Source organism: Bradyrhizobium sp. MOS003, from assembly GCF_003020125.1.
In the GTDB taxonomy this organism is placed as follows: domain Bacteria; phylum Pseudomonadota; class Alphaproteobacteria; order Rhizobiales; family Xanthobacteraceae; genus Bradyrhizobium.
In genome coordinates, this window is record NZ_PYFW01000016.1 from 1 (window position 1) to 23,413 (window position 23,413).

Sequence of the window (23,413 nt, forward strand, 5' to 3'; positions counted from 1 at the left end):
GCCGGCATGGAGGAAAACCCCGTCAACCTCGACCCGCGCATGGCCAAGCTCGCCGGCGGCGTGCATCGCCTCGACGGCCAGCTCATGGTCGTCCTCGACATCGACCGTGTCCTCGATCTCGAAACCAGAGTGCAAATGGCGGCGTGAACTGACACCAAAGAACAACGAAGTCGGAGAGAAAAAATGAAGACTTGCTTGGTTGTTGACGATTCCAGCATCGTCCGAAAAGTTGCCCGCCGGATCGTCGAGGCGCTCGGCTTTCAGGTGATCGAAGCTGAAGATGGCGTCGAGGCTCTGGTTCACTGCAAGAAGGCGATGCCGGAGGCCATCCTGCTCGACTGGAACATGCCCGTCATGGACGGATTCCAGTTTCTAGGCACGCTGCGCCGCATGCCCGGCGGCGACGAGCCCATGGTCGTGTTCTGCACCACGGAAACCGGAATCGATCACATCACGAAGGCAATGGGCGGCGGCGCCAACGAGTACATCATGAAGCCCTTCGACAAGGACATCGTGATGGCGAAATTCCAGGAAGTCGGTCTGATCGCGCGGGACGAACAAACCGCCGCTTGAGACGCCTTCGTTAACTTCAAGAGGTCTTCCGTGAATCCGACCGAGTATGAGTATCTGCGTAAGTTCTTGAAGGACAATTCCGGTCTCGACCTGTCCGCAGACAAGCAATATCTGATCGAAAGCCGCCTGCTGCCGCTGGCCCGCAAGGCCGGGCTCTCCGGCATCGGTGAGCTCGTGCAGAAGCTGCAAGGCGGCGCGCGCACGGTGATCACAGACGTGGTCGAAGCCATGACCACCAACGAGACCTTCTTCTTCCGCGACAAGGTCCCGTTCGATCATTTCCGCGACCACATCATGCCGGAGATCATCAAGGCACGGGCAGCCAAACGCAGCATCCGGATCTGGTGCGCCGCCGGCTCGACCGGGCAGGAGCCCTATTCGCTGGCGATGTGCCTGAAGGACATGGGTGCGGCCCTCACCGGCTGGCGCATCGAGATCATCGCGACCGATCTGTCGCAGGAGGTGCTGGAGAAGGCCAAGGCCGGAATCTACAGCCAGTTCGAGGTGCAGCGCGGCCTGCCGATCCAGATGCTGATGAAATATTTCAAGCAGACCGGCGAGACCTGGCAGGTCAATCCCGAACTGCGGGCGATGATCCAGCACCGGCAGCTCAACCTGCTGCACGATTTCGCGCAGCTCGGCACCTTCGACGTCATCTTCTGCCGCAACGTGCTGATCTATTTCGACCAGGACACCAAGATCAACATCTTCAACCGGCTGGCGCGCCAGATCGAGCCCGACGGCTTCCTGGTGCTGGGCGCGGCCGAAACCGTGGTCGGCCTGACCGATACGTTCCGGCCGATTCCGGAGCGGCGCGGCCTCTACAAGCCGAACGATCCGCGTGCCGTAGCCGCCAAGCCGGCTCTCGCCGGCGCGACGCCGCGACTGGCGGTCATGGCAGGACGATAGAGATGGCCGAGGATGGCAAGGGTACGGAACGCGTGACTTTCAGTCGCGGCTATGATGTCTGCATCATGGCCATCGACGGCACCTGGCGCCGCGACTGCAAGCTCAACGCGATCTCCGATACCGACGCCATCCTCACGGTGGAAGGCTCGATCCAGGGGTTGAACCTGAAGGAGTTCTTCCTGCTGTTGTCGTCCACGGGACTCGCCTATCGCCGCTGCGAGCTGGTCCGCGTCAACGGCGCCGAAATGGACATCCAGTTCCTGCGCGGAAAGAACCGGAAGAAGCGCGGCGCGGCCGGCGGCCGTGACGAAGCGGCGTGATCCGCTCGTGTCCTTTCCGCTCCATTGCTTCACATTTTCTGAAAACATCCGAATGAATTCGCGATCGCGGCTTTACGTGGCCTAAGCGCGAACCGTGTATCCGTTGATGATCCCAATCTCAGGATACTGAAATGCCCAGAAGTTCTCTTTCCCCCATCTCCTCGAACCTGCCCGACGGCGCCGAGCGGCGCGCGCTTCAGCTCCTGGTGGTCGATGACGACGCCACGCAGCGCAGCCTGATCACGGTCGCCGCCAAGCAGGCCGGCCACGAAGTCACCGTGGCGCCGTCCGTGGCGGATGCGATCGAGAAGCTCCGCGCCGCGCGCTTCGACTGCGTGACGCTCGATCTCGTGCTGGAGGATGGGGACGGCATCGACGTGCTGCGCGAGATGGCGGCGGCGAAGTTCGGTGGCGCCGTGATCGTCATCAGCGGCATGGACGGCAAGCGCCGCAGCGCCGCGCGCAGCTTCGCCCGGTCTGTCGGGATCGAACTCCAGAGCCTGCCGAAGCCGCTCGACCTCGCGGCCCTGCGCATCAGCCTCGCCAATCTCGGCAAGACCGCGATGGGGCTTCCTGCGATTCACACCTGGGGCGGCGTCGCCACCGACGCGATCGTGGAACGGCACCGCGCTTAAGGCGTGCGGAGCTGCCATGCGATCGGGCGCGGCTGCTGCGCCGCGCCGATCTATGCTGCGTTGCCGGATTCCGATAGCGATTGCAGGGCGCGGCCAAGGCCCGCCCGGCAGGCATTGAGGGCGGCGCTCGCCGTGGCATAACGCGGCGTGACATCGTCCAGCACGAAAATTTCTGCGGAACCCGCGATAGCGCTATCGGGTACGGGCTCGTCGTCTTCCGGTTTCATCGCCGCGTCGATCAGACGCACACTGATGTCGATGCGCGCGATCAGCGAGCGAAGTTCGGCTTCGATCAACTGACGGCTGTCCGCGTCGGCCATCGCGGCGAGCGGGGGTGTGCCTGCGTAATTTAGCATGGATATTCTCCGTCCCCCGCAATAAGGCACTTCGTCGCTACTTGTGCGTTAAGTCCATGTCCCGTACAAATACGGGTGGGCCGAATCCGCGCCGAACGCCATAAAGGGAGGCGCGGACGCGAGTCCTTCATGCCAACTGGATGTGGCACATGGCCGAACAAAGTTCTCGCGGTGAAATCTTCGTGGTCGACGACGACCCTGCCGTTCGCGACACCCTGTCGATGGTGTTGAAAGCGGCGGGCTATGACGTGATCTGTTTTGCCGACGGCGCAGCGCTGCTTGCCGTCGCACGAAACCGCACACCGGCTGCGATCCTGCTCGACGTGCACATTCCCGGAAAGTCGGGCCTCGACATTCTGGAGGAGCTGCAGGGCGAGGACTATCCGGCGCCGATCTTCATGATCTCCGGACAGGGCGACATCGCGATGGCGGTTGGCGCGATCAAGAGCGGCGCGCTCGACTTCATCGAGAAGCCGTTCCGCGGCAGCGAGATCGTCGGCCGGCTCGACGAGGCGATCGGCGCCTATGCGCGCAGGCAGGCGGAGAACGCCTCGCCGAAATTCAACTCGCTGCATTTTCCCGGACGTGAGCCGCTGACGCGCAGGGAGCGCGAGGTGCTCGAGCAGTTCGCCTCCGGTGCGTCCAATAAGGAGGCTGGTCGCACCCTCGGCATCAGCCCGCGCACCATCGAGGATCACCGCGCCAACATCATGAAGAAGCTCGGTGCGCGCAACGCCGCCGATCTGATCCGCATCGTGATGACCGCGGCGCAGCGCGCGTCGTAAAATGGTCCTCGTGCCCCGGACGCAGTAATTCCGTCCCGGCTACGGGGACCTCAAGCGCTCAGCGCCTTGCGGATGATCCGCGCGAGATCCGATTTGCGGTAGGGCTTGGCCAGCAGCGTCACGCCGGAATCCAGCCGGCCGTGATGGATGATCGCATTCTCGGTATAGCCTGACGTGTAGACTACCCTGAGATCGGGCCGCGTCTTCATCAGCTCGTCGGCGAGCTGCCGTCCGTTCATCTTGCCGGGCATGATGACGTCGGTGAACAGCAGGTCGAACGGCTTGCCGGAGGCAACGATTGCCAGCGCCTCCGCCGCGTTCGCGGCCTGCAGGGTGACGTAACCCAGCGAGTGCAGCTGCGCCAGCACGTAGTCGCGCACCAGCCGGTCGTCCTCGACCACCAGGATCGTCTCGTGTCCGCCCTCGATCGTCGCGGGCGTCACGCCCTCGCTGACGGCTGTCGGCGTCTTGCCGGGCGGCAGGTACATCTTGATCGTGCTGCCGTGGCCTTCCTCGCTGTAGATCTTGATATGGCCCGCCGACTGCTTGATGAAGCCGTAGACCATCGACAGCCCGAGTCCGGTGCCCTTGCCCGGTCCCTTCGAGGTGAAGAAGGGGTCGAACACCCGGGTCAGCAGGTTCGCGGGGATCCCGGTGCCGGTGTCGCTCACGGCGATCAGCACGTAACGGCCGGGGCGGATGTCGTTGCCGCTGGCATAGACCTCGTCGAGATAGGCGGCGCCGGTCTCCACGATCAGCTTGCCGCCGCCGGGCATGGCGTCGCGGGCGTTGAGCGCGAGGTTGAGGATCGCGGTGGTGAGCTGGTTGGGATCGACGATCGCGACGCAACTCTCCTCCTCGAACACCGATTCGATCTGGATCTGCTCGCCCAGCGTCGGTCGCAGCAGCTTCGTAGTGTCGACGATCAGCGAGTTGATGTCGATCTCGCGCGGCTGGAGCGGCTGCTTGCGCGCGAAGGCGAGCAAATGCTGGGTCAGCTCGGCACCGCGCGCGGCGGCCTCGTCGATCATCTTCGTGATGGCCGCGAGCTGCGGCTCCTTCTCGACGGCCTCCGCGAGGATCTCGATCGTGCCGGTTATGACGGTGAGGATGTTGTTGAAATCGTGTGCCACGCCGCCGGTGAGCTGGCCGACGGCCTCCATCTTCTCGGCATGGCGGATGCGCTCATCGGCGGCGATCTTGTCGGTGAGGTCGCGATAGAACACGTTGAACAGCAGGCCCTCGCGGCGTTTCAGCGCGGTCAGGCTGACCTCGGCCCTGAATTCCTTGCCGTCGCGGCGGCGGCACATCAGCTCGCGGCGGCGGTTCAGTGTCCTGTCGTCCTCGTTCTCCAGGAAATCCTTCAGGCCTGCCTTGACCCTCTCGCGTTCGCTCTCGGCCACGATGAGGTCGATCGTACTCTTGCCGAGCACTTCGTCGCGCCGCCAGCCGAACAGCTGCTCGGCCTGCGAGTTCCAGTTCAGGATGCTGCTGGTCTCGTCGGTCTGGACGAAGGCGTCGAGCGAGGTCTCGACGATGTTGCGGGCGAGCCGTTCGCTCTCGCGCAGCGATTCCTGAGCGAGCCGAGCCTCCGTCATGTCGCGCCCGACGAAGAAGTAGCGTTGCGCCTGCTCGGACCAGCTGCCGAGCCAGGACAGCCAGACCTCGTGTCCATTGCGGTGGAAGCAGCGCGTGTCGGCGAGCTTGACGCGCTCGCCGCGGCGCAGCGCGCGCATCTCGACGCGGGCGTGCTCGAGATGATCCAGGTGAATGAAGTCGGTGCCGCTGCGGCCGATCATCTCATCCGGCCGATAGCCGAGAATGGTCTCGCTGCTCGGGCTGATCTGAGCGATGTTGCCTCGAGAGTTCATGACCATGATCAGGTCTTGCGAAGTGTCGAAGATCTGCCGGCGCTCTTCGAGCTGTTGCTGCACCTGCCGCTCGGCCCGCCGCGCCTCGGTCAGGCTGTGCGCGGTCCCGGAGACGCCTACGATTTCGCCCGACGACCCCCTGATCGGCGAAAGGCTGAGTGAGATCTCGATCGGCGTGCCGTCCTTGCGCAGGCGCACCGTCTCGAACCGTTCGATCGGCTCGCCTCGCGCGATCCGCCCCAGGATTTCCTTGCCCTGCACGCGGCGGTCGGGCGGGACGATGATCGCGGTGGATTTCCCGATCGCCTCACTCGCCGTATAGCCATAGAGCCGCTCGGCGGCCGGATTCCAGCCTGTGATGATGGCGTCGAGCGTCTGCATCACGATCGCATCGTCGGATGATTCGACGGCGGCGCTGAACAAGTGCTCGCGTGCCGCATGATGGTTTCGCGCCGCCTCGGTGCGGCGGTGCTCCCGGACCTCCTGCTCGAGAGCGGCTGTCTTCGCCCGCGTCTCTTCGACCATCCGGGCGAATGCCCGCGCCAGCACGCCCGTCTCGCCACCGGCGTCGACGGGGATGTCCGCTTGCCGTCCGCGGCCGATCGCCTCCACGGCCGCGGTCAGGCGGCCGATCGGGCGGGTCAGCGAGCGCGCCAACAGCACTGCGAGCGATGCCGCAGCGAGGATGGCCAGCACGCCGACCAGCAGGGAGGTCTTTTGAATGGCGGCCGGCACCCGGCCGAACACGGCCGGGGGGATGGTCATGATGATTGCTGTCCATTCCTTGCCGGCCAGCAGTGCCGGCGCGATCGCCGCGCCGTTCGGCTGGCCCGCCCCGTCGGTCATGAGCCGCGTGGATACCTCCGAGGTGCCGGCCAGGCCTGCGAAGAACGGAAAATCATTGCGCCAGTTGGTGGGGCGGCCGTGCAAGGAGCCGAATTCTTGCGTGCGATCGGGATGAACGAGATAATCGCCGCGCGAATTGACGACGTAGATCTCGCCACCCGCGTTCGCCGTCCCGCGCACGCGGTCCAGGGCCGGGCGCATGTCGATATTGGCGATGATGATGCCGAACGGCTTGCCATCCGGTGTGAACAGCGGCACCGCGACCCGCAGCGTCGGAACGTGCAGGGTCGTGGTGCCTCCCTGGCGGGTGGCGAGATCGATGGGCGAAACGTAAATCTCGCCCGGAGCCAGCCCTATCGTGTCCTGAAAGTAGGCTCGTTCGCCCTTGCGCTGGAGCTCGCTGTTGGGGGCGATCCGCACCGCCCCGTTCGGGCCGGAGCGGTCGACCCGAACCAGCTCGCGCTGATCGTCGTCGATGCCGATGATGCGAAACTGCGCGTAGCTGGGCTTGGCCTCGATCTCGGCCGCGAGCCGCGTCGCGATGCGGTCGCGCCAGGTTTGCTCCGAGACGCCGTCTGCGGGGTCAACACCGCCGGCGAGGTGAGCGCGGATCAGACCGTTGATGGCCGCGGCGGAGCGATAGCCGACCAGATCGCCGCGAGCGCCGGCAACATAGGATTCCAGACCGGTCGCGAGCAGGCGTGACTGGGCCTCGACCCGTTCGAGGACGCGCGGAATCACCGCTTGCGTGGTGTTGCGGAAACCCAGCCATCCGACTGCGGCCACGGTGACCGCCACCAGCAGGATCATCGCAATCGCCAACCGCGTTGCGAGCGTCATGCGGATGTTCGCAGGGCTTCCCGGACGACCGCGCATGGTCGGACCTGGAGCGGAGGCACCCCCGTCACCGGCGGCCGGAGCTGACATCGGACCCCTCGCCTGCTTTCAGGCAGCCATCGACCGCGGCGAGCAGGGCGTCGGGTCGGAACGGCTTCTGCAAACTTGCCACCGCTCCGAGCTTGGTCGCCATCTTCAGGAAGTCCGGCTCCGCATAGGCATCCGGCGTGACCGAGCGGCCGGAAATCACGATGATCGGAATGGCCGGAGCCAGCACCCGAATGTGACGCATCGTCTCCAGCCCGTCCATGCCGGGCATGAAGATATCGAGAAACAGGAGGTCGAACCGGTTGGCCTCGAACAGTGCAAGTCCCCTGCGGCCGTCGCCGGCGACGGTGACGTGATGACCGGCCCTCTCCAGGAGCAGCCGGATCGTGATCTGAACGGCCGGGTCGTCATCCACAATCAGGATGTTGGCCACGTCTGAATTCCTCCGGGCCGGATGGGGGGCCCCGCCGGCTGCAAATCAAACCATCAAAAATGAAATTGTTGCGCGGATTCCGTCCAGCCTGCAAGCACTTCGCGAGCGCCATCACCCCGTTCGAGCTAACCGATTGCGGCCAATATCATATGTCTGCCTTCGGGCATAAGGCGGGCCAGCCCGGGTTCCCTCTTAATCGGTCAGATACTCCGGGTAATGGCTTCGGATCGTGCCGAGTTCGCTCAACGTGCCCGACAGATGCTTGCGCAGATGCTGTCGCGCTGCGTCGGAATCGCCGGCCTCGATCGCGCGGGTGATCAGCCGGTGGTGACGGACGATATTCTGGGCCTTGCCGGGCGAGGGCAAATGCAGCCGTCGCAGCCGGTCGATATGTCCGCTGCGGCTGCGTACCAGCGTCCACAGCTCCTGCTTGCCGGCCGCGGCATAAAGCTGCGCGTGAAAATCATTGTCGGCGGCGATGAAGCTCTCGAAGTCTCCGGCCTTGGCGAATTGCTGCTGAAGCACCATCGCATGGTCGAGGCGGAGGACCAGGGCCTGGTCGTGCTGTTCCGCGAGCAGCCGAACGATTTCGAGTTCGAGTGCCTGGCGCAGGAAATGCGCCTGCTCGGCGCGGCCGACATCGACCCTGCTGACCACGGTCGCGTGCTGCGGAAACACGTCCACGAGCCCTTCTTCCTCGAGCCGCATCAGGGCGTCGCGGATCGGCGTCGAGCTGACGCCGAATTGCGTAGCGAGATCGGTCCTCGACAGCGGCGATCCCGGGGGCAATTCGAGCGCGAGAATGGCGTTGCGCAGCCGCTCGAACACCTGCGGCGCGGCCTGCCGGGCCCGGTCGAGCCGCGCGCCGGGGCGGACCGCGCGCGGCGCGGGATGGGCTGTTTCCATGGCGAGGGCTCCCGGCGGACTTGCCATTGATGCACTAATACATTAGTGCATCAACAGGATCGCTCGTCAATGGCGGCCGGAGGAAACGAACAACTATGATCAAGCAATTTCAGCGTGGCGTTGCCGCCATCGCCCTGGTCGCCACAACAATGCTGTCGGGTTCACCGGCCTTTGCGCAGCAGAAGTCGGAAATCTCGCTGTCGCGCCAGCCCGGCATTTTCTACATGCCGAGCCACATCATGGAAAAGCAGAAGCTGATCGAGAAGCACGCGGCTGCTCTCGGCGTTGCCGGCGTCACCACCAAATGGGTCACCTTCTCCGGCGGCGGGGCGCAGACCGATGCGTTGCTCGCGGGCGGCGTCGACATTCTCAATACCGGCACCGGCAACCTCCTGCTGCTGTGGGATCGCACCCGCGGCGGCGTGAAGGGCATCGTCGCCACGTCAGCCCAGCCGATGACGCTGATCAGCCGTGACGCCAACATCAAGTCGATCAGGGATTTCGGCCCCTCGGACAAGATCGCGGTGCCGACCGTGAAGGTCTCGACCCAGGCGATCGTGCTCCAGATCGCGGCGGCCGAGGCTTTTGGCGCCGACCAATGGTCGAAGCTCGATTCCAACACCGTGCAGCTTGGCCATCCCGACGCCTATGCGGCGTTGTCCAACCCCAAGCACGAGGTGCACACGCATTTCTCGATCCCGCCCTTCACCTTCCTGGAGCTCAAGAACGTGCCGGGCGCGCATGTCGTGCTGTCGTCGCCGGACGTGATGGGCGGGCCGCTCAGCCAGGCGCAATTCTTCACCACGACGAAGTTTGCGGACGCCAACCCAAAGATCATTCAGGCGGTCCGCGACGCGACCAAGGAGGCGCAGGACCTGATCCGCAGCGACACCAAGCAGGCGGTCGAGATCTACAAGGAGATCACCGGCGACAAGACCTCGGTCGAGGAGCTGCTCGCTCTCCTGAAGGAGCCCGGCATGATGGAGTGGAATCTGGAGCCGCAGGGCACGATGAAATTCGCCGCGCATCTGTTCAAGACCGGCACGCTGAAGAACCAGCCCAAGGCCTGGACGGATTACTATCTGCCCGTCGCGCACGATCTGAAGGGTAACTGATGGCGCTGCTCGACGTCAGCTCCGTGACGCTGCGCTACAAGACCTCCAGCGCCGTCGTCACCGCCACTGAGAGGGTGAGCTTCACGGTCGACAAGTCCGACCGCTTCGTGCTGCTAGGTCCCTCCGGCTGCGGCAAGTCGACCTTGCTCAAGGCCGTCGGGGGCTATATGAGCCCGAGCGAAGGCCGCATGACGATCGGCGACCGCGAAATCCGCGGTCCGGGTGCCGATCGCATGATGATCTTCCAGGAGTTTGATCAGCTACTGCCCTGGAAGAGCGTGCTCGCCAACGTGATGTTTCCGCTGCTGACCGCGCGAAAGCTCTCGCGCAAGGACGCCGAGGCGAAGGCGCGGTCTTACATCGAGAAGGTAGGCCTCACCCGCGTGGTCGATGCTTATCCGCATACGCTGTCCGGCGGGATGAAGCAGCGCGTCGCGATCGCGCGCGGCATGGCGATGGAGCCCGACATCCTCTTGATGGATGAGCCGTTCGCCGCGCTCGACGCGCTGACGCGGCGAACCTGCCAGGACGAATTGCTCCAGCTCTGGAGCGAGACAAAGTTTACCGTGCTGTTCGTGACCCATTCGATCGCGGAAGCGATCCGGATCGGCAACCGCATCCTCTTGCTGTCGCCGCATCCCGGCCGCGTCAAGGCCGAGGTGATCGACGTCGACAAGGTCGGCAACGAGGACGGCAGCGCCGGCCGGCTGGAGAAGGACATCCACGATCTCCTGTTCGCCGGCGAAGCCACCGCGCATTGAAGGAGCCGCCATGGGCGAGGCAAGGATTTTGTTGCGTGACGCGCCGGCCGCCGCCACGGGGGCGGCCGAAGTCGAGCGCAAGCTGAGCGTTCCCGAAATGTTGTGGAACGATGGCTTCGTCCGCAAGTCGGTCATCATTCTGTTCCTGGCGGCGGTCTGGGAAACCTACGGCGTCGCTCTCGACAATCCGCTGTTGTTCCCCACGCTGCACGATACGGCGATCACGCTGTTCGACCGCGTCAAGGACGGCACCATCCCGATGCGGGCCTGGGCTTCGCTGAAAGTGCTGTTCATGGGCTATTCCGCGGGCATCGTGCTCGCCGCGATCTTCACGGTGCTTGCGATCTCCACCCGTATCGGCACCGATTTCCTCGAGACCGTGACGGCGATGTTCAATCCGCTGCCGGCGATCGCGCTGCTGCCGCTGGCCTTGATCTGGTTCGGGCTCGGCAATGGCAGTCTCGTCTTCGTGTTGATCCATTCGGTGCTGTGGCCGGTCGCGCTCAACACCCATTCCGGCTTCAAGAGCGTGTCCAACACGCTGCGCATGGTCGGCCGCAATTACGGCCTGCGCGGACTGCCTTACGTGGCAAAGATCCTGATCCCTGCGGCCTTCGGCTCGATCCTCACCGGCCTCAAGATCGGCTGGGCGTTTGCATGGCGCACGCTGATCGCGGCCGAACTGGTGTTCGGTGTGTCCTCGGGGCAGGGCGGGCTCGGCTGGTTCATTTTCGAGAACCGCAACCTGCTCGACATACCCGGCGTGTTCGCGGGCCTCTTGACGGTGATTATCATCGGGCTTTTTGTCGAGAACCTGATCTTCCGCGCCATCGAGCGGAACACCGTGCAGAAATGGGGCACCCAATCATGACCAAGAAGAAAATAACGCCCGACCAGCTCCGCAGTGCGCGCTGGTTCGCGCCTGACGATCTGCGCTCGTTCGGCCATCGCTCCCGCGCCATGCAGATGGGTTACGCGCCGGAGGAGTGGAAGGACCGCCCGATCATCGCGATCCTCAACACTTGGTCGGATGCGCAGCCCTGCCACATGCATTTCAAGTCGCGCGTCGACGACGTCAAGCGCGGTATCCTGATGGCTGGCGGCCTGCCGATCGAACTGCCGGCGCTGTCGCTGTCGGAATCGCTGCTCAAGCCGACCACCATGCTCTATCGCAACCTGCTGGCGATGGACGCGGAAGAACTGCTGCGCAGCCATCCCGTCGACGGCGTGGTGCTGATGGGCGGCTGCGACAAGACGACGCCGGCGCTGCTGCTGGGCGCGACCTCGATGAACATTCCGGCGATCTATCTGCCGGCGGGTCCGATGCTGCGCGGCAACTGGAAGGGCAAGACGCTCGGCTCCGGCTCGGACGGCTGGAAATACTGGGACGAGCGCCGCGCCGGGAAGATCTCCGACAAGGATTGGCTCGACATCGAAGCCGGCATCGCCCGCAGCTACGGCACCTGCATGACCATGGGCACCGCCTCGACCATGACCGCGATCGCCGAGGCGATCGGCATGACACTGCCGGGTGCCTCCTCGATTCCCGCCGCTGACGCCAACCACATCCGCATGGCCAGCGAGTGCGGCCGCCGCATCGTCGAGATGGTGTGGGAGGATCTGACGCCGAAGGTGATCCAGACCCGGAAAGCTTTCGAGAACGCGATTGCGGTCGCGATGGCGATGGGCTGCTCGACCAACGCGATCATCCATCTGATCGCGCAGGCCCGCCGCGCCGGCCAGAACATCGGCCTCGACGATTTCGAGATCGCAAGCCGCAAGGTGCCCGTGATCGCCAATGTCCGTCCTAGCGGCGATGCGTACCTGATGGAGGACTTCTTCTACGCCGGCGGCCTGCCGGCGCTGATGGGCCAGATCAAGCCGCACCTGCATCTCGACTGCGTTACGGTCACCGGAAGGACCATCGGCGAGAATATAGAGGGTGCCGAAGTTCACAACGGCGACGTGATCCGCGGCATCGACAATCCCATCTACAAGGAGGGCGCGCTCGCCGTGCTCAAGGGCAATCTCGCGCCCGATGGCTGCGTCATCAAGCCTTCCGCCTGCGCGCCGCGCTTCCTCAAGCACACCGGGCCTGCGCTGGTGTTCGACGACTATCCCTCGATGAAGAAGGCGGTCGACGATCCCAACCTGGATGTCACCGAGGATCATATTCTCATTTTGCGCAATGCGGGGCCGCAGGGCGGACCGGGCATGCCGGAATGGGGCATGCTGCCGATTCCGACCAAGCTCGTGAAGCAGGGCGTGCGCGACATGGTGCGGATCTCGGACGCACGCATGAGCGGCACCAGCTACGGCGCCTGCATCCTGCACGTCTCGCCTGAATCCTATATCGGCGGCCCGCTGGCGCTGGTGCAGAACGGCGACCGCATCTCGCTCGACATCGCCGCGCGCACCATCAATCTCGACGTCAGCGAAGCCGAACTGGAAAAACGCCGCGCCGCCTGGAAGCAGCCCGAGCGCCGCTTCGAGCGCGGCTATGGCTGGATGTTCACCAAGCACATCAAGCAGGCCAACGAGGGCTGCGACTTCGACTTCCTCGAGACTGATTTCGGCGCGCCGATTGGTGAGCCGTCGATCTATTAGCCAGCTGTCATTCCGGGGCGCGCCACTTGGTGCGAGCCCGGAATCCATACTCCCGATCGTGGTTATGGATTCTCAGGTGCGCAATTGCGCACCATAGATCATCGCTTCGCGATGCCCCGGAATGACGATAAGAGAGAGCACGACATGACCAAACTTTCCGAACCCACCCGTACCAAGCTCAAATCCGTCTCCACCGCGACCGTCGCCACCGCCCTGTTCAAGCGCGGCCTGCGTATCCAGATGATCCAGGACGTGCATCCGCTCGGCGCGGATCAGCCGACCATGGTCGGCGAAGCCTTCACGCTGCGCTACATGCCGGCGCGTGAGGATCTCAACACCATCGACGTCTTCAAGGACCGTTCCCACCCGCAGCGCAAGGCGATCGAGGACTGCCCGCCGGGCGCGGTGCTGGTGATGGACAGCCGCAAGGACGCGCGCGCGGCGTCGGCCGGCGCGATCCTGGTGACGCGGTTGATGAAGCGTGGCGTTGCCGGCGTCGTCACCGACGGCGGCTTTCGTGATTCCGCCGAGATCGCAAAACTCGGCATTCCCGCCTACCACCATCGCCCGTCGGCGCCGACCAATCTGACGCTGCACCAGGCGATCGAGATCAACGTTCCGATCGGCTGTGGCGATGCCCCGGTGTTTCCCGGCGACATCGTCCTCGGCGATGCCGACGGCGTGATCGTGATCCCCGCCCATCTCGCCGACGAGATCGCCAACGAGACCTTCGAGATGACCGCGTTCGAGGATTTCGTCACCGATGAGGTCGGCAAGGGGCGCGGTATCTTCGGTCTCTATCCCGCCACCGATCCGCAGACGCTCACCGACTTTGCGGAATGGCGGAAGATCAACGGGCGCTGATAGATCCTGGGATCGCGCCAAACTCTGTCGTCCCGGACAAGCGAAGCGCAGATCCGGGACCCATAACCACAGGGAGTAGTTTGGCCAAGATTTGCAGTCAGGAAGCTGGCGTTGGTGCTGCTGCCTGCGTTTCTTCGATAGATCACGCGGTATGGGTCCCCGCCTTCGCGGGGACGACGAACTGAGGTGTAGCTGCGCGGGAGCCTTACACCCCGGCCTCCGCCATGCCCACCGCCCACAGCGCGAACGCATAAACGATTGCGACTTCATCCAGCCGGTCGAACCGACCCGACGCGCCGCCGTGCCCGGCGCCCATGTTGGTGCGCAGGAGAACAGGACCTCCGCCGCTCATGGTGGCGCGAAGGCGCGCGATCCACTTGGCCGGCTCCCAATAAGTAACGCGTGGATCGGTCAGGCCGCCCATCGCCAGGATCGCGGGATACTCCTTCGCCGCGACGTTGTCGTAAGGCGAGTAGGACAGGATCGTGCGAAAATCCTTCTCGCTCTCGATCGGGTTGCCCCATTCCGGCCATTCCGGCGGCGTCAGCGGCAGCGTGTCGTCGAGCATGGTGTTGAGCACGTCGACGAACGGCACTTCCGCTACGATGCCCGCGAATAATTCGCCGGCGCGGTTCGCCACCGCGCCCATCAGCATACCGCCGGCCGAGCCGCCATGGCCGACGATGCGCCTGGCGCTGGTGTAGTTCGCATCGATCAGCGCGCGGGCGCTGGCTGAGAAATCATCGAACGAATTCGTCTTCTTCTCGCGCTTGCCGTCGAGATACCAGCCCCAGCCCTTGTCGGCGCCGCCGCGGATATGGGCGATAGCGTAGACGAAGCCGCGGTCGACCAACGACAGGCGATTGGCGTTGAACGAGGCCGGCATCGCCATGCCGTAGGAGCCGTAGCCGTAGAGCAGCAGCGGCGCCGAGCCGTCGAGCTCCAGCCCGCGGCGATGAAGGATCGACACCGGCACCTCGGCGCCGTCCTGCGCCTTCGCCATAATGCGCGTGGTGACGTAATCGGCCGCGTCATGGCCGGACGGAATTTCCTGGCGCTTGCGCAAGGTGCGGGTGCGCTTGACCATGTCGTAATCGTAGACTTCCGACGGCGTCGTCATCGACGAATAGGCAAAGCGCAAATTCGTCGTCTCGAACTCGTAGGAGCCCATCGTATCAAGCGAATAGGCGGTCTCGTCGAAGGCGATGGCATGTTCCTCGTTCGAGACGAGATCGCGGATCACGATCGACGGCAGCGCATTGGCGCGCTCCAGCCGCACCAGATGGCCGGCGTAGAGATCGAGGTCGATGATGTAGATGCCGGGACGATACGGGATCAGATCGCGCCAATTCGAGCGGTCGGGCGCGGCAAGCGGCGCGGTAACGATCTTGAAATCGATGGCATCATCCGCATTGGTGAGGATGAAGAGCTGATCGCCGCGGTCGGTCAGTGAATATTGCACGCCCTCCTCGCGCGCCGCGACCAGACGCGGCGGCGCATTGGGATTGGCGAGATCGATCAGGCGCTGCTCTGAGGTCTCGTGGTCACCGCCCGAGATCACGCAGAAGCGGCCGCTGGTGCTCTCGTGCAGATGGGTGAACCAGCCGGCATCCTGCTCTTCAAAGACGAGCGTGTCGTCGGCCTGTTTGGTGCCGAGCCTGTGGCGCCACACCTGCATCGGCCGGTGGTTGTCGTCGAGCCGCACATAGAAGAAGCTCTTGCAATCCGCGGCCCAGACCACGCCGCCGTCGGTCTCCTCGACGAGGTCGTCGAAATCCTTGCCGCTCGCCCAGTCTCGGACGCGGATCGAGAAATATTCGGAACCCTTGGTGTCTGCGCTCCAGGCCTGCATCTTGTGATCGTGCGAATGGCGGCTGCCGCCGAACTTGAAATATTTTTGGTCCTCGGCGAGCGCATCGCCGTCGAGCACGATCTCACCGTCGCCGCCGTCGCGTGGCATGCGGCCAAACAGCTCGTGCTGTCCACCCTCGCGGAACCGGCGGAAATAAGCGTACGGCCCGTCCGGCGATGGTACGCTGGAATCGTCCTCTTTGATCCGTCCGCGCATCTCGCGCACCAGCGTCTTCTGGAGCGGCGCAGTATGGCCGAGCAGGCTCTCGGTGTAGACGTTCTCCTCGTCGAGATATCTGCGGATGTCAGGATCCAGCACTTTGGGATCGCGCAGCACCTCCTGCCATTTCGCGTCCTTCAACCAGGCATAGTCGTCGGTCACGGTGATACCGTGGCGCGTGAAGCTATGCGGGCGGCGCGGGGCGATTGGCTGCTTGGAAGGTGTCTTGGCTTGTGTCACTCGATCCTCGTTCGTCTCACAGAAACTCAACTCGTCATGCGCGGGCTTGACCCGCGCATCCATCAAAGATGAAATCTTTAGCGATGGATTGCCGGGTCAAGCCCGGCAATGACGGCCATAGAAGGCGGCGGGTCGCCCATCATATGGCGACAAGCGCACGAATTGCCAGCGCGGCAGTTCCGCGGACTGCGCCAAGGCGCCGGGTTGTTGATCCGCCCCTTGTGTGCTTTGAGGGACCAAATCCCCGCCGCCGGTCCAGCCTGATGCTGTTCAATTCCTACCCGTTCATCCTGCTGTTCCTCCCGGTCGTGCTGGCCGGATATTTCTGGCTCGGCCAGCGCAGCAATCGCGCCCCTGTGATCTGGCTGGCGCTGGCCTCGATCGCCTTCTACGCGATCGGCAGCTGGCAGTTCGTGGCGCTGCTGCTGCTGTCGATCGCGTTCAATTACGGCATCGGCCATCTCCTGATCGTGGCGAAGCTTGGCCCGTCACAACGCAAGGCCGCACTCGCCGCTGGCGTCGTTGGCGATCTGCTCGTGCTCGGCATCTTCAAATATGCCGGCTTTGCCACCGAGAACGTCAACGCGCTGCTCGGCACGCATTTTGCGGTCCACATCCTGCTGCCGGTCGGCATCTCCTTCTACACGTTCACGCAGATCGCGTTCCTGGTCGATGCCTATCGCGGCCAGGTCGCGGCCTATGCGCTGCCGCATTACGCGCTGTTCGTGACCTATTTTCCGCATCTGATCGCGGGGCCGATCCTCCACCACAAGGACATGATCCCGCAATTCGAGCGGGAGGCGACCAAGCGTCCGGACGGACATCTCATCTTGTGCGGGGTCATCATCTTCGCCATCGGCCTGTTCAAGAAGACCTGCCTTGCCGACGGAATCCAGCCGCTGGTCGCGCTCGCCTTCGAGGCGCGCTCGCCGAGCTTCGACCAGGCCTGGTGTGGCGCACTCGCCTACACCTTCCAGCTCTATTTCGATTTCTCCGGCTATTCCGACATGGCGATCGGGATCTCGCTGATGTTCGGCATCTTCCTGCCGGTAAATTTCAACTCGCCCTACAAGGCCACCAGCATCGTCGAGTTCTGGCGCCGCTGGCACATGACGCTGTCGCAATTCCTCCGCGACTATCTCTACATCCCGCTCGGCGGCAACCGCCACGGCCGCGTGCTGCGCTACGTCAATTTGCTGATCACGATGCTGCTCGGCGGGCTCTGGCACGGCGCGGCCTGGACTTTTGTCATTTGGGGCGCACTGCACGGGGCCTATCTCTGCGTCAATCACGCCTTCATTGCGGTGGTGCCAACCATCCCGTCGGCTCTTGCGCGCCCGGCTCGCATCGGCGGGGCCGTGCTGACGTTCCTCGCCGTCGTTGTCGCCTGGGTCTTTTTCCGCGCCGAGAGCGTTGCGTGGGCGCTGCGTGTTCTCCACGCCATGGCGGATCCCTCGAATATCGTGTTCGGCCGCGAGGAGATCGCGGCGCTGGTGATGATCGCCGTCTACGCCGCATTGGTCTGGCTGGCGCCGAACACGCAAACGCTCCTGGGATACGATCACGCCAACCGCAGGGTCGGCGAGAATTTGCGGGCAGGGCGCATGCGGCCGCTGTTTCTCTATGGCGCATCGCTGGTGCTTGCGTTCGGAATCCTGGGCATCCAGAGCCACAGCGAATTCATCTATTTCCGGTTCTGATGCGCGCTACGTTCACCAGTCTCAAGCGTCTTCTGCTCGCGAGCATCGCGTTCGTGCTCGGTGCGGCCGGGCTCACTTTTTTCGTCGATCCCCTGCAGCTGTTCCGCCCCTCGCGCTCCGCGTTCTATTCCGACGACACGCGCGTGCAGAATGCCGGGCTGATCCGCAGCCAGTCGTTCGACACCGCCTTCATGGGCACCTCGCTCGCGATTCACTTCCGCCAGAGCGACATCGACCGTGCGCTCGGCGTTCGCTCGCTGAAGCTGGCGATGACCGGCTCCAACTCGCGACAGCAGGGCTTCGTGCTGGAGCAGGCGATCGCGCGCGGCGCAAGGCGTGTGATCTGGGAGATGGACGATTTCATCTTCGTCGATGCCGCCGACATCGAGGCCGATCCTTATCTCTCGGTCGATCTCTATCGCGGGACGGCAAAGGGCATCGCGTCCTATCTGTTCAGCGCCGCGATGGCGAAAGAGTCCCTGTTCGCACTGCTGCGTTCGGTCCCGCCGCTACAGGGGCCGCTGACCCGCGCGGCGCCGTATCTCCCCGTCAAGTTCGCGCTGGCTGATGTCGACGACATCTACGCGCTGCCTCGGGATTTCGACATTGCTCGCGAGTACAATGCGAAGAAGGCGCTCGCCGCCTTTGCCTACATCACCAGCCCCGTGCGCAGCCGCTTTCTCGGCGAAGGCTATGGCTATGACGCCATGGTCAGGCATTTCGAGCGCGATGCCGTCGGCCTGATCGCGCGCTATCCGGACGTGACCTTCGACATCTACTTCCCGCCCTATTCGATCCTGCAGTTCGTCGCCATGCGCGATGCCTCGCCCGGGACGCTGAAGATCGTCACGGATCTGACAGCGGTCATCGCGCAGCGCCTGACGCAGCTTCCGAACGTCCGCCTGCACGATTTCCGCGCGATCAAGGCGGTGACGCATGATCTCGACAATTACGGCGACGTCATCCACCATTCGCCGGTGGTGGACGCGATGGTGCTGCAATGGCTGGCGAGCCGGGGGTATCGGGTCGATCCGAAGGCGCCGACGGCATCGCTGGAGGAGCTGAAGGCGCAGGTGGAAGCGTATCGCGTCGAGCACTGATCTTCCCCACTCCCCTTGCGGGAGAGGGTGGCTCGCCGCGAAGCGGCGAGACGGGTGAGGGTTCTCTCCGCGAGTCCATCTCGCAGTATGGATTGCGGAGACAACCCCTCATCCGGCGCTACGCGCCACCTTCTCCCACAAGGGGAGAAGGAAGAAACAAGCCCTGCGTTCGCGGGGACGACGGCGGTGTTTGCGGCTTGCGCCTACGCCGCCACCTCGTCGCCGAGATACGCCACCGCTGCCTCCAGCCCGCCTTTGCCGTGCGGGATCTTCAGCGCGTTGAGGCCGATCTCGATCACCCCGAGCGTGCCCAGCAGCATCGGTGCGTTGATATGGCCCATATGGGCGATGCGGAAGGCCTGGCCCGAGAGGTCGCCGATGCCGGTGCCGAGCACGACGCCGCACTTCTCCTTGCAATAGCGCTGCAGGATTGCCGGATCGTGGCCGTTGCTCATCGTCACCGTGGTCACGGTGTTGGAGCGCTCGCTGGCCTCCGCCACGTTGAAGCCGAGCACCTGGCCTTCCGACCATGCGCCGACCGCGCGTCGCGTGGCTTCGCCGAGCAGGCTGTGGCGGCGGAAGGCGTTCTCCAGGCCTTCCTCGTGCAGCAGGTCGATCGCCTGGCGCAAAGCGAACAAGAGATGCACCGGCGCGGTGCCGGCATATTTGCGATAATGCTCGCTGCCCTCGCGCTCGCTCCAGCTCCAATAGGGCGTCGACATGTTCGCCTTCTTGTGCACCTCGAGCGCACGCGCATTGGCGGCGACGAAGCCGAGGCCGGGCGGCGTCATCAGGCCCTTCTGCGAGCCGGACATCGCGACGTCGATGCCCCATTTGTCCATTTCAAATGTCATGCAACCGAGCGAGGCAACGGTGTCGACCATGTACAGCGCCGGATGGCCGGCCGCCTTGATCGCCTTGCCGATCGCCTCGATGTCGTTCTGCACGCCCGAGGCGGTGTCGACCTGGACCACGACGACGGCCTTGATGGTGTGCTCCTTGTCGCGGCGCAGGCGCTCCTCGACCTCGCTTGGCCGGACCGCGCGGCGCCAGTCGCCCTTGAGCACCTCGACCTCGGCGCCCATCAGCGCTGCCGCATTGCCCCAGCCGATCGCAAAGCGCCCGCTCTCCAGCACCAGCACCTTGTCGCCGCGCGACAGCACGTTGCTGAGCGCCGCTTCCCAGGCGCCGTGACCGTTGGCGATGTAGATGTAGGACTTGCCCTTGGTCGCAAACAGTTTCGAGATGTCGCTGAGCAGGCTCTCGGTCAGATCGGTCATCTGCTTGGAATAGATGTCGATCGCCGGACGGTGCATTGCCCGCAGCACTTCGTCGGGCATCGTGGTGGGCCCGGGGATGGCCAGAAATTCCCGGCCCGCGCGAACGGTCATTGCTTTTGGTCCTTATTGCTTGAGAGCGGACTGGTGGGTCGTTGATTCACTTTTACGCGGGGCGATGGCCTTGGAAAAGCGTCCAAAATGCAGGTCTGGTTATCGCTTGGTCTCGCGGCAGCCGGCGGCTTCCGCCTCCTCGACCGAGCAGAACCAGCGGGTGCCCTTGCTGATCTTCATCTTGATCTGGGTGTACCAGCGGCTGGTCGGCTGGTGAAAGATGCACTCTCCGGCGCTGTTGACGTTGCCCTTGATGGTGCAGTCCGGGGAGGGCGCCACCGGTCCCGAGGCCGAGGCGAGCAGCACCGCATGCGCCCCGTCGGGTGGCTTGGTCGCGCCCAGGATGTGAGTCTTCTTGTTGCGGACGCGCCAGTCCCAGGGCGCGATGAAGGCGCCCTGCCACATTCCGGCTTTTGCCTCGCGCGCAGCCGCCTCGTCGGACTCGTAGTCCTTGGAGATGCGGGTGTAGGCCAGCGCCCAGCCGCCGCGCACCAGCCATTTCTGGACGTCCTCGCCGCCGACCTCGCAGCGCGCCACGGTGCGGCCGCGCCGGTCGATCGAGCGGGTGTGGCAGACCCAGCTCTTGCCGTCGGCGTATTTGGCGAGCTCGTCGCGCGCCGCGATACCGCAGGTCCAGCGCTCGGTCTTGTTGTTGAGGCAGAGCTGGTCGACCGCGGGCGCGTCGATGCCGCCGAGGCGGATTCGCGTGTTGCCGATCACGACGGCATCGCCGGAGCGGACTTTTGCCGTGCCGGTGATGTCGGCGGCCTCGGCCAGCGAAGGCAGAGCGAGGAAAGACAGCGCAATCAGGACTTTTCGCAACATGCCGGCCCGTATGTTCAGGACAATTTCGATAGATCGCGCAATTGTGGTCGGCTTTTGGCCTGTCGGCCAGCTTATGCCTCACAGAGAGGCTTTCAACTTCCCGTCATTGATCGGCATCGGCCTCTCGTCTCGTGTCCCGGACGCGGTGCTGCTTGCAGCGCCGCTCCGCAGAGCCGGGCCCCAGAAACTCGCGGACACAATTCTTGGCGGCCTGGGCCCCGGCTCGGCAGCGCACCGCTGAAGAAGCGCTGCGCTGCGTCCGGGGCACGAGACCATCTCACCCCCGCGCCATCGCCCGCTTCGCCAATGCCAGCCCCATCAGCACGAACGCCGACGTCACCTCGGAACCGCCCACCAAGATCCGCGTCGGCGTCTTCATCTTGTTCCACTCATAGGCGCGGAACGGTCCGCGGCGGCCGCCCTCGCCGATGGCGCCGACGATCACGTTCAGCGCCGGTGCAAAGGCGCGCGGGTCGGCGCCGAGATGGCCGAGCGCGATCAGCGCCAGCGCCGCGTCGAACACGTTCATTTCCGCCGCCATCAGCTCGCCCTTGACGTAGGACAGCACGCGATGGCGGATGAAGTCGAAATCGCCGTTCGGGTCGATCGCGGCCTGCGCCGCCAGCGGCAGCGCCAGGAAGGCCGCATAGCAGCGGCCGAAATAGGCGCTGTAGAGCTCCGGCAGGTAATAGATGTGCGAGCGCGGATTGGCGAAGGCACCGCTCGCCGCCAGCCGCTTCTGGAAGCCGATGATACGGTGCACGGTGGCGAGCCGCGCCGGCGTCTCCAGGATTTTCCAGCGCGCCAAATTGCGGAAGCTCACCTCGAGAATGTCGAGATTGAGCGTCGGATCGAGATCGTTGCCGTAGGGACGCTCGCCCTTGAGGTTGTCGATCCAGGTCGCGACGCCGCCCTCGTAGTCGATATTGTCGTTGAGCGGCACGGTCACGCGCGGTTCGTTGACGCCGGCACGCACCTGGTAGCCGGCGTAGAAATCCAGCAGCGGCTGATCGATGATCGGATCGGTGCAGCCGGCCTGCGTCGCGGCCGAGATCGAGCAGGCCGTGGTGTCGCAATCCGGCACGTATATGCCGAAGCCGAGGTCCTGCTTGATCTGCGCGAAGTAGCGCGAAAAGCGCGGATGCGGCGGCGGCGCCAGCGCGGTGACGACGTTGAAGCGCGCGCCGTCGATGCCCTCGACCTCCTCGCGGCTGGTGTTGACGCAGAAATCCACCATGTCGGCGATGGCCCGCTCGGCCGCGATCTTGTCGGCCGGCGAGGCGAGCCCGGTCTCGCCATAGCTCAGCAGCGCTTCGATGAAGAACGCATCGTAATAGGCCGAGCGGTGCCGGATCTGCACCGGCTCCCACATCGGCTCGGCGATCCCGCGCCAGGGCGGATTGACCACGGCATGCGCGGGCGAGCGCGCGATGAAGACACGGGCAAGGTTGAACAGCAGCGAGGAATTCTTGTAGCCGCGGGCGTTCAGCCCCGTGAGCGCCATGATCAGCTCGCGGCCGCGGAAATCCGGATCGCCGATCAGGTTGAAGGCGGCGTAGGTCGGAAGGAAGCCGTTCTTGCGGTAGGAACCGAGCAGATGCTGCGCGCAGTCGCGGATCACGCCGTCGATCTGCGCCTCGGGCGGCGCCGAGCCCGTGAACATCGCCGGCGGCGGCTTGGGATGGTCGAGCGCAATGCTGTCGACGAGGTCGGCGACCGGCTGGCCGACCGCGGCCCAATCGGGCTCGGACTCGTCGCGGGCGCGCACCAGTGCCTGGCGCAGCGCCGTCAGCCTGGCCTCGTCGCGCAGCTCGGGCAGTCCGGCCCGCCGCAGCAGCACCCGCAGCGCGGGATTGCCGAGCGCGGTCTTGTAGAATTTGGCCAGATGCGGATCGCCGCTGGCCCGGCCCGATAATACGGGATCGCACACATCGTAAAGCGAGGGGCCGTCCTTCGGCGCCAGCAGCGCCCGGCAGGCGGCGCCGGCAAAATAATGGAAGCTCATGAAATACCTGGTCGCGGGCACTTTGGCGGGTCTTGGCCGGGGGCCCCAAGCGCGCTCCAGCCACGCGCCACCCCCAGCAAGTCGTTGAAAAAGCTACCCGGATTCGCAGGAAATACAAATGTGATGAAAATCACAGAAAAAGCCGGCATGAGGGCTGCATGATGAGCCCCCGGAAGGCTACGGAGAAGCCAGAAAATCCAGAAAATTGGCGGAGA

At 64.5% G+C, this 23,413-nt stretch carries 20 protein-coding genes and 1 pseudogene; 13 read left to right on the forward strand and 8 right to left on the reverse strand.

From position 1 onward, the window contains the following. The 5 genes and pseudogenes from C7G42_RS36050 to C7G42_RS33545 form a co-directional block, all read left to right on the forward strand. A pseudogene (locus C7G42_RS36050) lies at positions 1 to 147 on the forward strand (chemotaxis protein CheW); the annotation flags it as partial. Between the two features lie 36 nt (positions 148 to 183). Beyond that, on the forward strand, positions 184 to 573 hold the full coding sequence (locus C7G42_RS33530) for a response regulator (RefSeq protein WP_106953103.1): 390 nt from the start codon (positions 184 to 186) through the stop codon (positions 571 to 573). 30 nt (positions 574 to 603) lie between these two features. Continuing rightward, entirely contained in the window at positions 604 to 1,482 is an 879-nt protein-coding gene (locus tag C7G42_RS33535) for a CheR family methyltransferase (protein WP_106953104.1), read from the forward strand. 2 nt (positions 1,483 to 1,484) lie between these two features. Continuing rightward, the gene (locus tag C7G42_RS33540; protein WP_018321617.1) at positions 1,485 to 1,802 is read left to right on the forward strand and encodes a hypothetical protein; all 318 of its coding nucleotides are present in this window, start codon (positions 1,485 to 1,487) and stop codon (positions 1,800 to 1,802) included. 131 nt (positions 1,803 to 1,933) lie between these two features. Further along, positions 1,934 to 2,437, forward strand: a complete 504-nt coding sequence (locus tag C7G42_RS33545) for a response regulator (RefSeq protein ID WP_018321616.1) — start codon at positions 1,934 to 1,936, stop codon at positions 2,435 to 2,437. 50 nt (positions 2,438 to 2,487) lie between these two features. On the opposite strand, the gene C7G42_RS33550 is transcribed toward C7G42_RS33545, so the two are convergent. Then, on the reverse strand, positions 2,488 to 2,793 hold the full coding sequence (locus C7G42_RS33550) for a hypothetical protein (RefSeq protein ID WP_106953105.1): 306 nt from the start codon (positions 2,791 to 2,793) through the stop codon (positions 2,488 to 2,490). Positions 2,794 to 2,942: 149 nt separating this feature from the next. Here C7G42_RS33550 and C7G42_RS33555 point away from each other — a divergent pair, with 149 nt between their 5' ends. After that, positions 2,943 to 3,578 carry a response regulator transcription factor gene (locus C7G42_RS33555; protein ID WP_106953106.1) on the forward strand — a complete coding sequence of 212 codons (636 nt, stop codon included), beginning with the start codon at positions 2,943 to 2,945 and terminating at the stop codon, positions 3,576 to 3,578. A gap of 50 nt (positions 3,579 to 3,628) precedes the next feature. Here C7G42_RS33555 and C7G42_RS33560 read toward each other — a convergent pair whose 3' ends face one another. From C7G42_RS33560 to C7G42_RS33570, 3 genes are all read right to left on the reverse strand, one after another. After that, a complete protein-coding gene (locus C7G42_RS33560; protein WP_106953107.1) occupies positions 3,629 to 7,222 on the reverse strand; it encodes a PAS domain S-box protein in 3,594 nt (1,197 codons plus the stop codon). Next, the gene (locus tag C7G42_RS33565) at positions 7,200 to 7,613 is read right to left on the reverse strand and encodes a response regulator (RefSeq protein ID WP_106953108.1); all 414 of its coding nucleotides are present in this window, start codon (positions 7,611 to 7,613) and stop codon (positions 7,200 to 7,202) included. The genes C7G42_RS33560 and C7G42_RS33565 overlap by 23 nt, the downstream gene beginning before the upstream one ends. Before the next feature lie 192 nt (positions 7,614 to 7,805). Beyond that, entirely contained in the window at positions 7,806 to 8,519 is a 714-nt protein-coding gene (locus tag C7G42_RS33570) for a GntR family transcriptional regulator (RefSeq protein ID WP_106953109.1), read from the reverse strand. Positions 8,520 to 8,614: 95 nt separating this feature from the next. Between C7G42_RS33570 and C7G42_RS33575 the strand changes: the two genes are divergently transcribed. The 5 genes from C7G42_RS33575 to C7G42_RS33595 all read left to right on the forward strand — a co-directional run bounded on the left by C7G42_RS33575 (position 8,615) and on the right by C7G42_RS33595 (position 13,866). Next, complete coding sequence (locus C7G42_RS33575; RefSeq protein WP_106953110.1) at positions 8,615 to 9,634, forward strand: ABC transporter substrate-binding protein; 1,020 nt, start codon at positions 8,615 to 8,617, stop codon at positions 9,632 to 9,634. Then, a complete protein-coding gene (locus tag C7G42_RS33580; protein ID WP_106953111.1) occupies positions 9,634 to 10,395 on the forward strand; it encodes an ABC transporter ATP-binding protein in 762 nt (253 codons plus the stop codon). The genes C7G42_RS33575 and C7G42_RS33580 overlap by 1 nt, the downstream gene beginning before the upstream one ends. A gap of 10 nt (positions 10,396 to 10,405) precedes the next feature. Then, a complete protein-coding gene (locus tag C7G42_RS33585) occupies positions 10,406 to 11,266 on the forward strand; it encodes an ABC transporter permease (protein WP_106953112.1) in 861 nt (286 codons plus the stop codon). Next, entirely contained in the window at positions 11,263 to 13,002 is a 1,740-nt protein-coding gene (araD, locus tag C7G42_RS33590; protein WP_106953113.1) for an L-arabinonate dehydratase, read from the forward strand. Before C7G42_RS33585 ends, araD begins: the two co-directional genes overlap by 4 nt. A 144-nt stretch (positions 13,003 to 13,146) precedes the next feature. Then, positions 13,147 to 13,866 (forward strand): ribonuclease activity regulator RraA, encoded by a 720-nt coding sequence (locus tag C7G42_RS33595; protein WP_106953114.1) that lies wholly within the window; start codon positions 13,147 to 13,149, stop codon positions 13,864 to 13,866. A gap of 205 nt (positions 13,867 to 14,071) precedes the next feature. Here C7G42_RS33595 and C7G42_RS33600 read toward each other — a convergent pair whose 3' ends face one another. Then, positions 14,072 to 16,177, reverse strand: coding sequence for a S9 family peptidase (locus tag C7G42_RS33600; protein WP_106953156.1), 2,106 nt, complete (start codon positions 16,175 to 16,177; stop codon positions 14,072 to 14,074). Between the two features lie 263 nt (positions 16,178 to 16,440). Between C7G42_RS33600 and C7G42_RS33605 the strand changes: the two genes are divergently transcribed. Together C7G42_RS33605 and C7G42_RS33610 are read left to right on the forward strand one after the other, a co-directional pair. Further along, positions 16,441 to 17,877, forward strand: coding sequence for an MBOAT family O-acyltransferase (locus C7G42_RS33605; RefSeq protein WP_106953115.1), 1,437 nt, complete (start codon positions 16,441 to 16,443; stop codon positions 17,875 to 17,877). After that, a complete protein-coding gene (locus C7G42_RS33610; RefSeq protein ID WP_106953116.1) occupies positions 17,877 to 18,977 on the forward strand; it encodes a hypothetical protein in 1,101 nt (366 codons plus the stop codon). Before C7G42_RS33605 ends, C7G42_RS33610 begins: the two co-directional genes overlap by 1 nt. Before the next feature lie 203 nt (positions 18,978 to 19,180). Here C7G42_RS33610 and C7G42_RS33615 read toward each other — a convergent pair whose 3' ends face one another. From C7G42_RS33615 to C7G42_RS33630, 3 genes are all read right to left on the reverse strand, one after another. Next, positions 19,181 to 20,368 carry a pyridoxal-phosphate-dependent aminotransferase family protein gene (locus C7G42_RS33615; protein WP_094973846.1) on the reverse strand — a complete coding sequence of 396 codons (1,188 nt, stop codon included), beginning with the start codon at positions 20,366 to 20,368 and terminating at the stop codon, positions 19,181 to 19,183. Between the two features lie 99 nt (positions 20,369 to 20,467). Beyond that, positions 20,468 to 21,193 (reverse strand): thermonuclease family protein, encoded by a 726-nt coding sequence (locus C7G42_RS33620; protein WP_106953117.1) that lies wholly within the window; start codon positions 21,191 to 21,193, stop codon positions 20,468 to 20,470. Positions 21,194 to 21,470: 277 nt separating this feature from the next. Next, positions 21,471 to 23,198 (reverse strand): hypothetical protein, encoded by a 1,728-nt coding sequence (locus tag C7G42_RS33630; RefSeq protein WP_106953119.1) that lies wholly within the window; start codon positions 23,196 to 23,198, stop codon positions 21,471 to 21,473. Between the last annotated feature and the right edge of the window lie 215 nt (positions 23,199 to 23,413).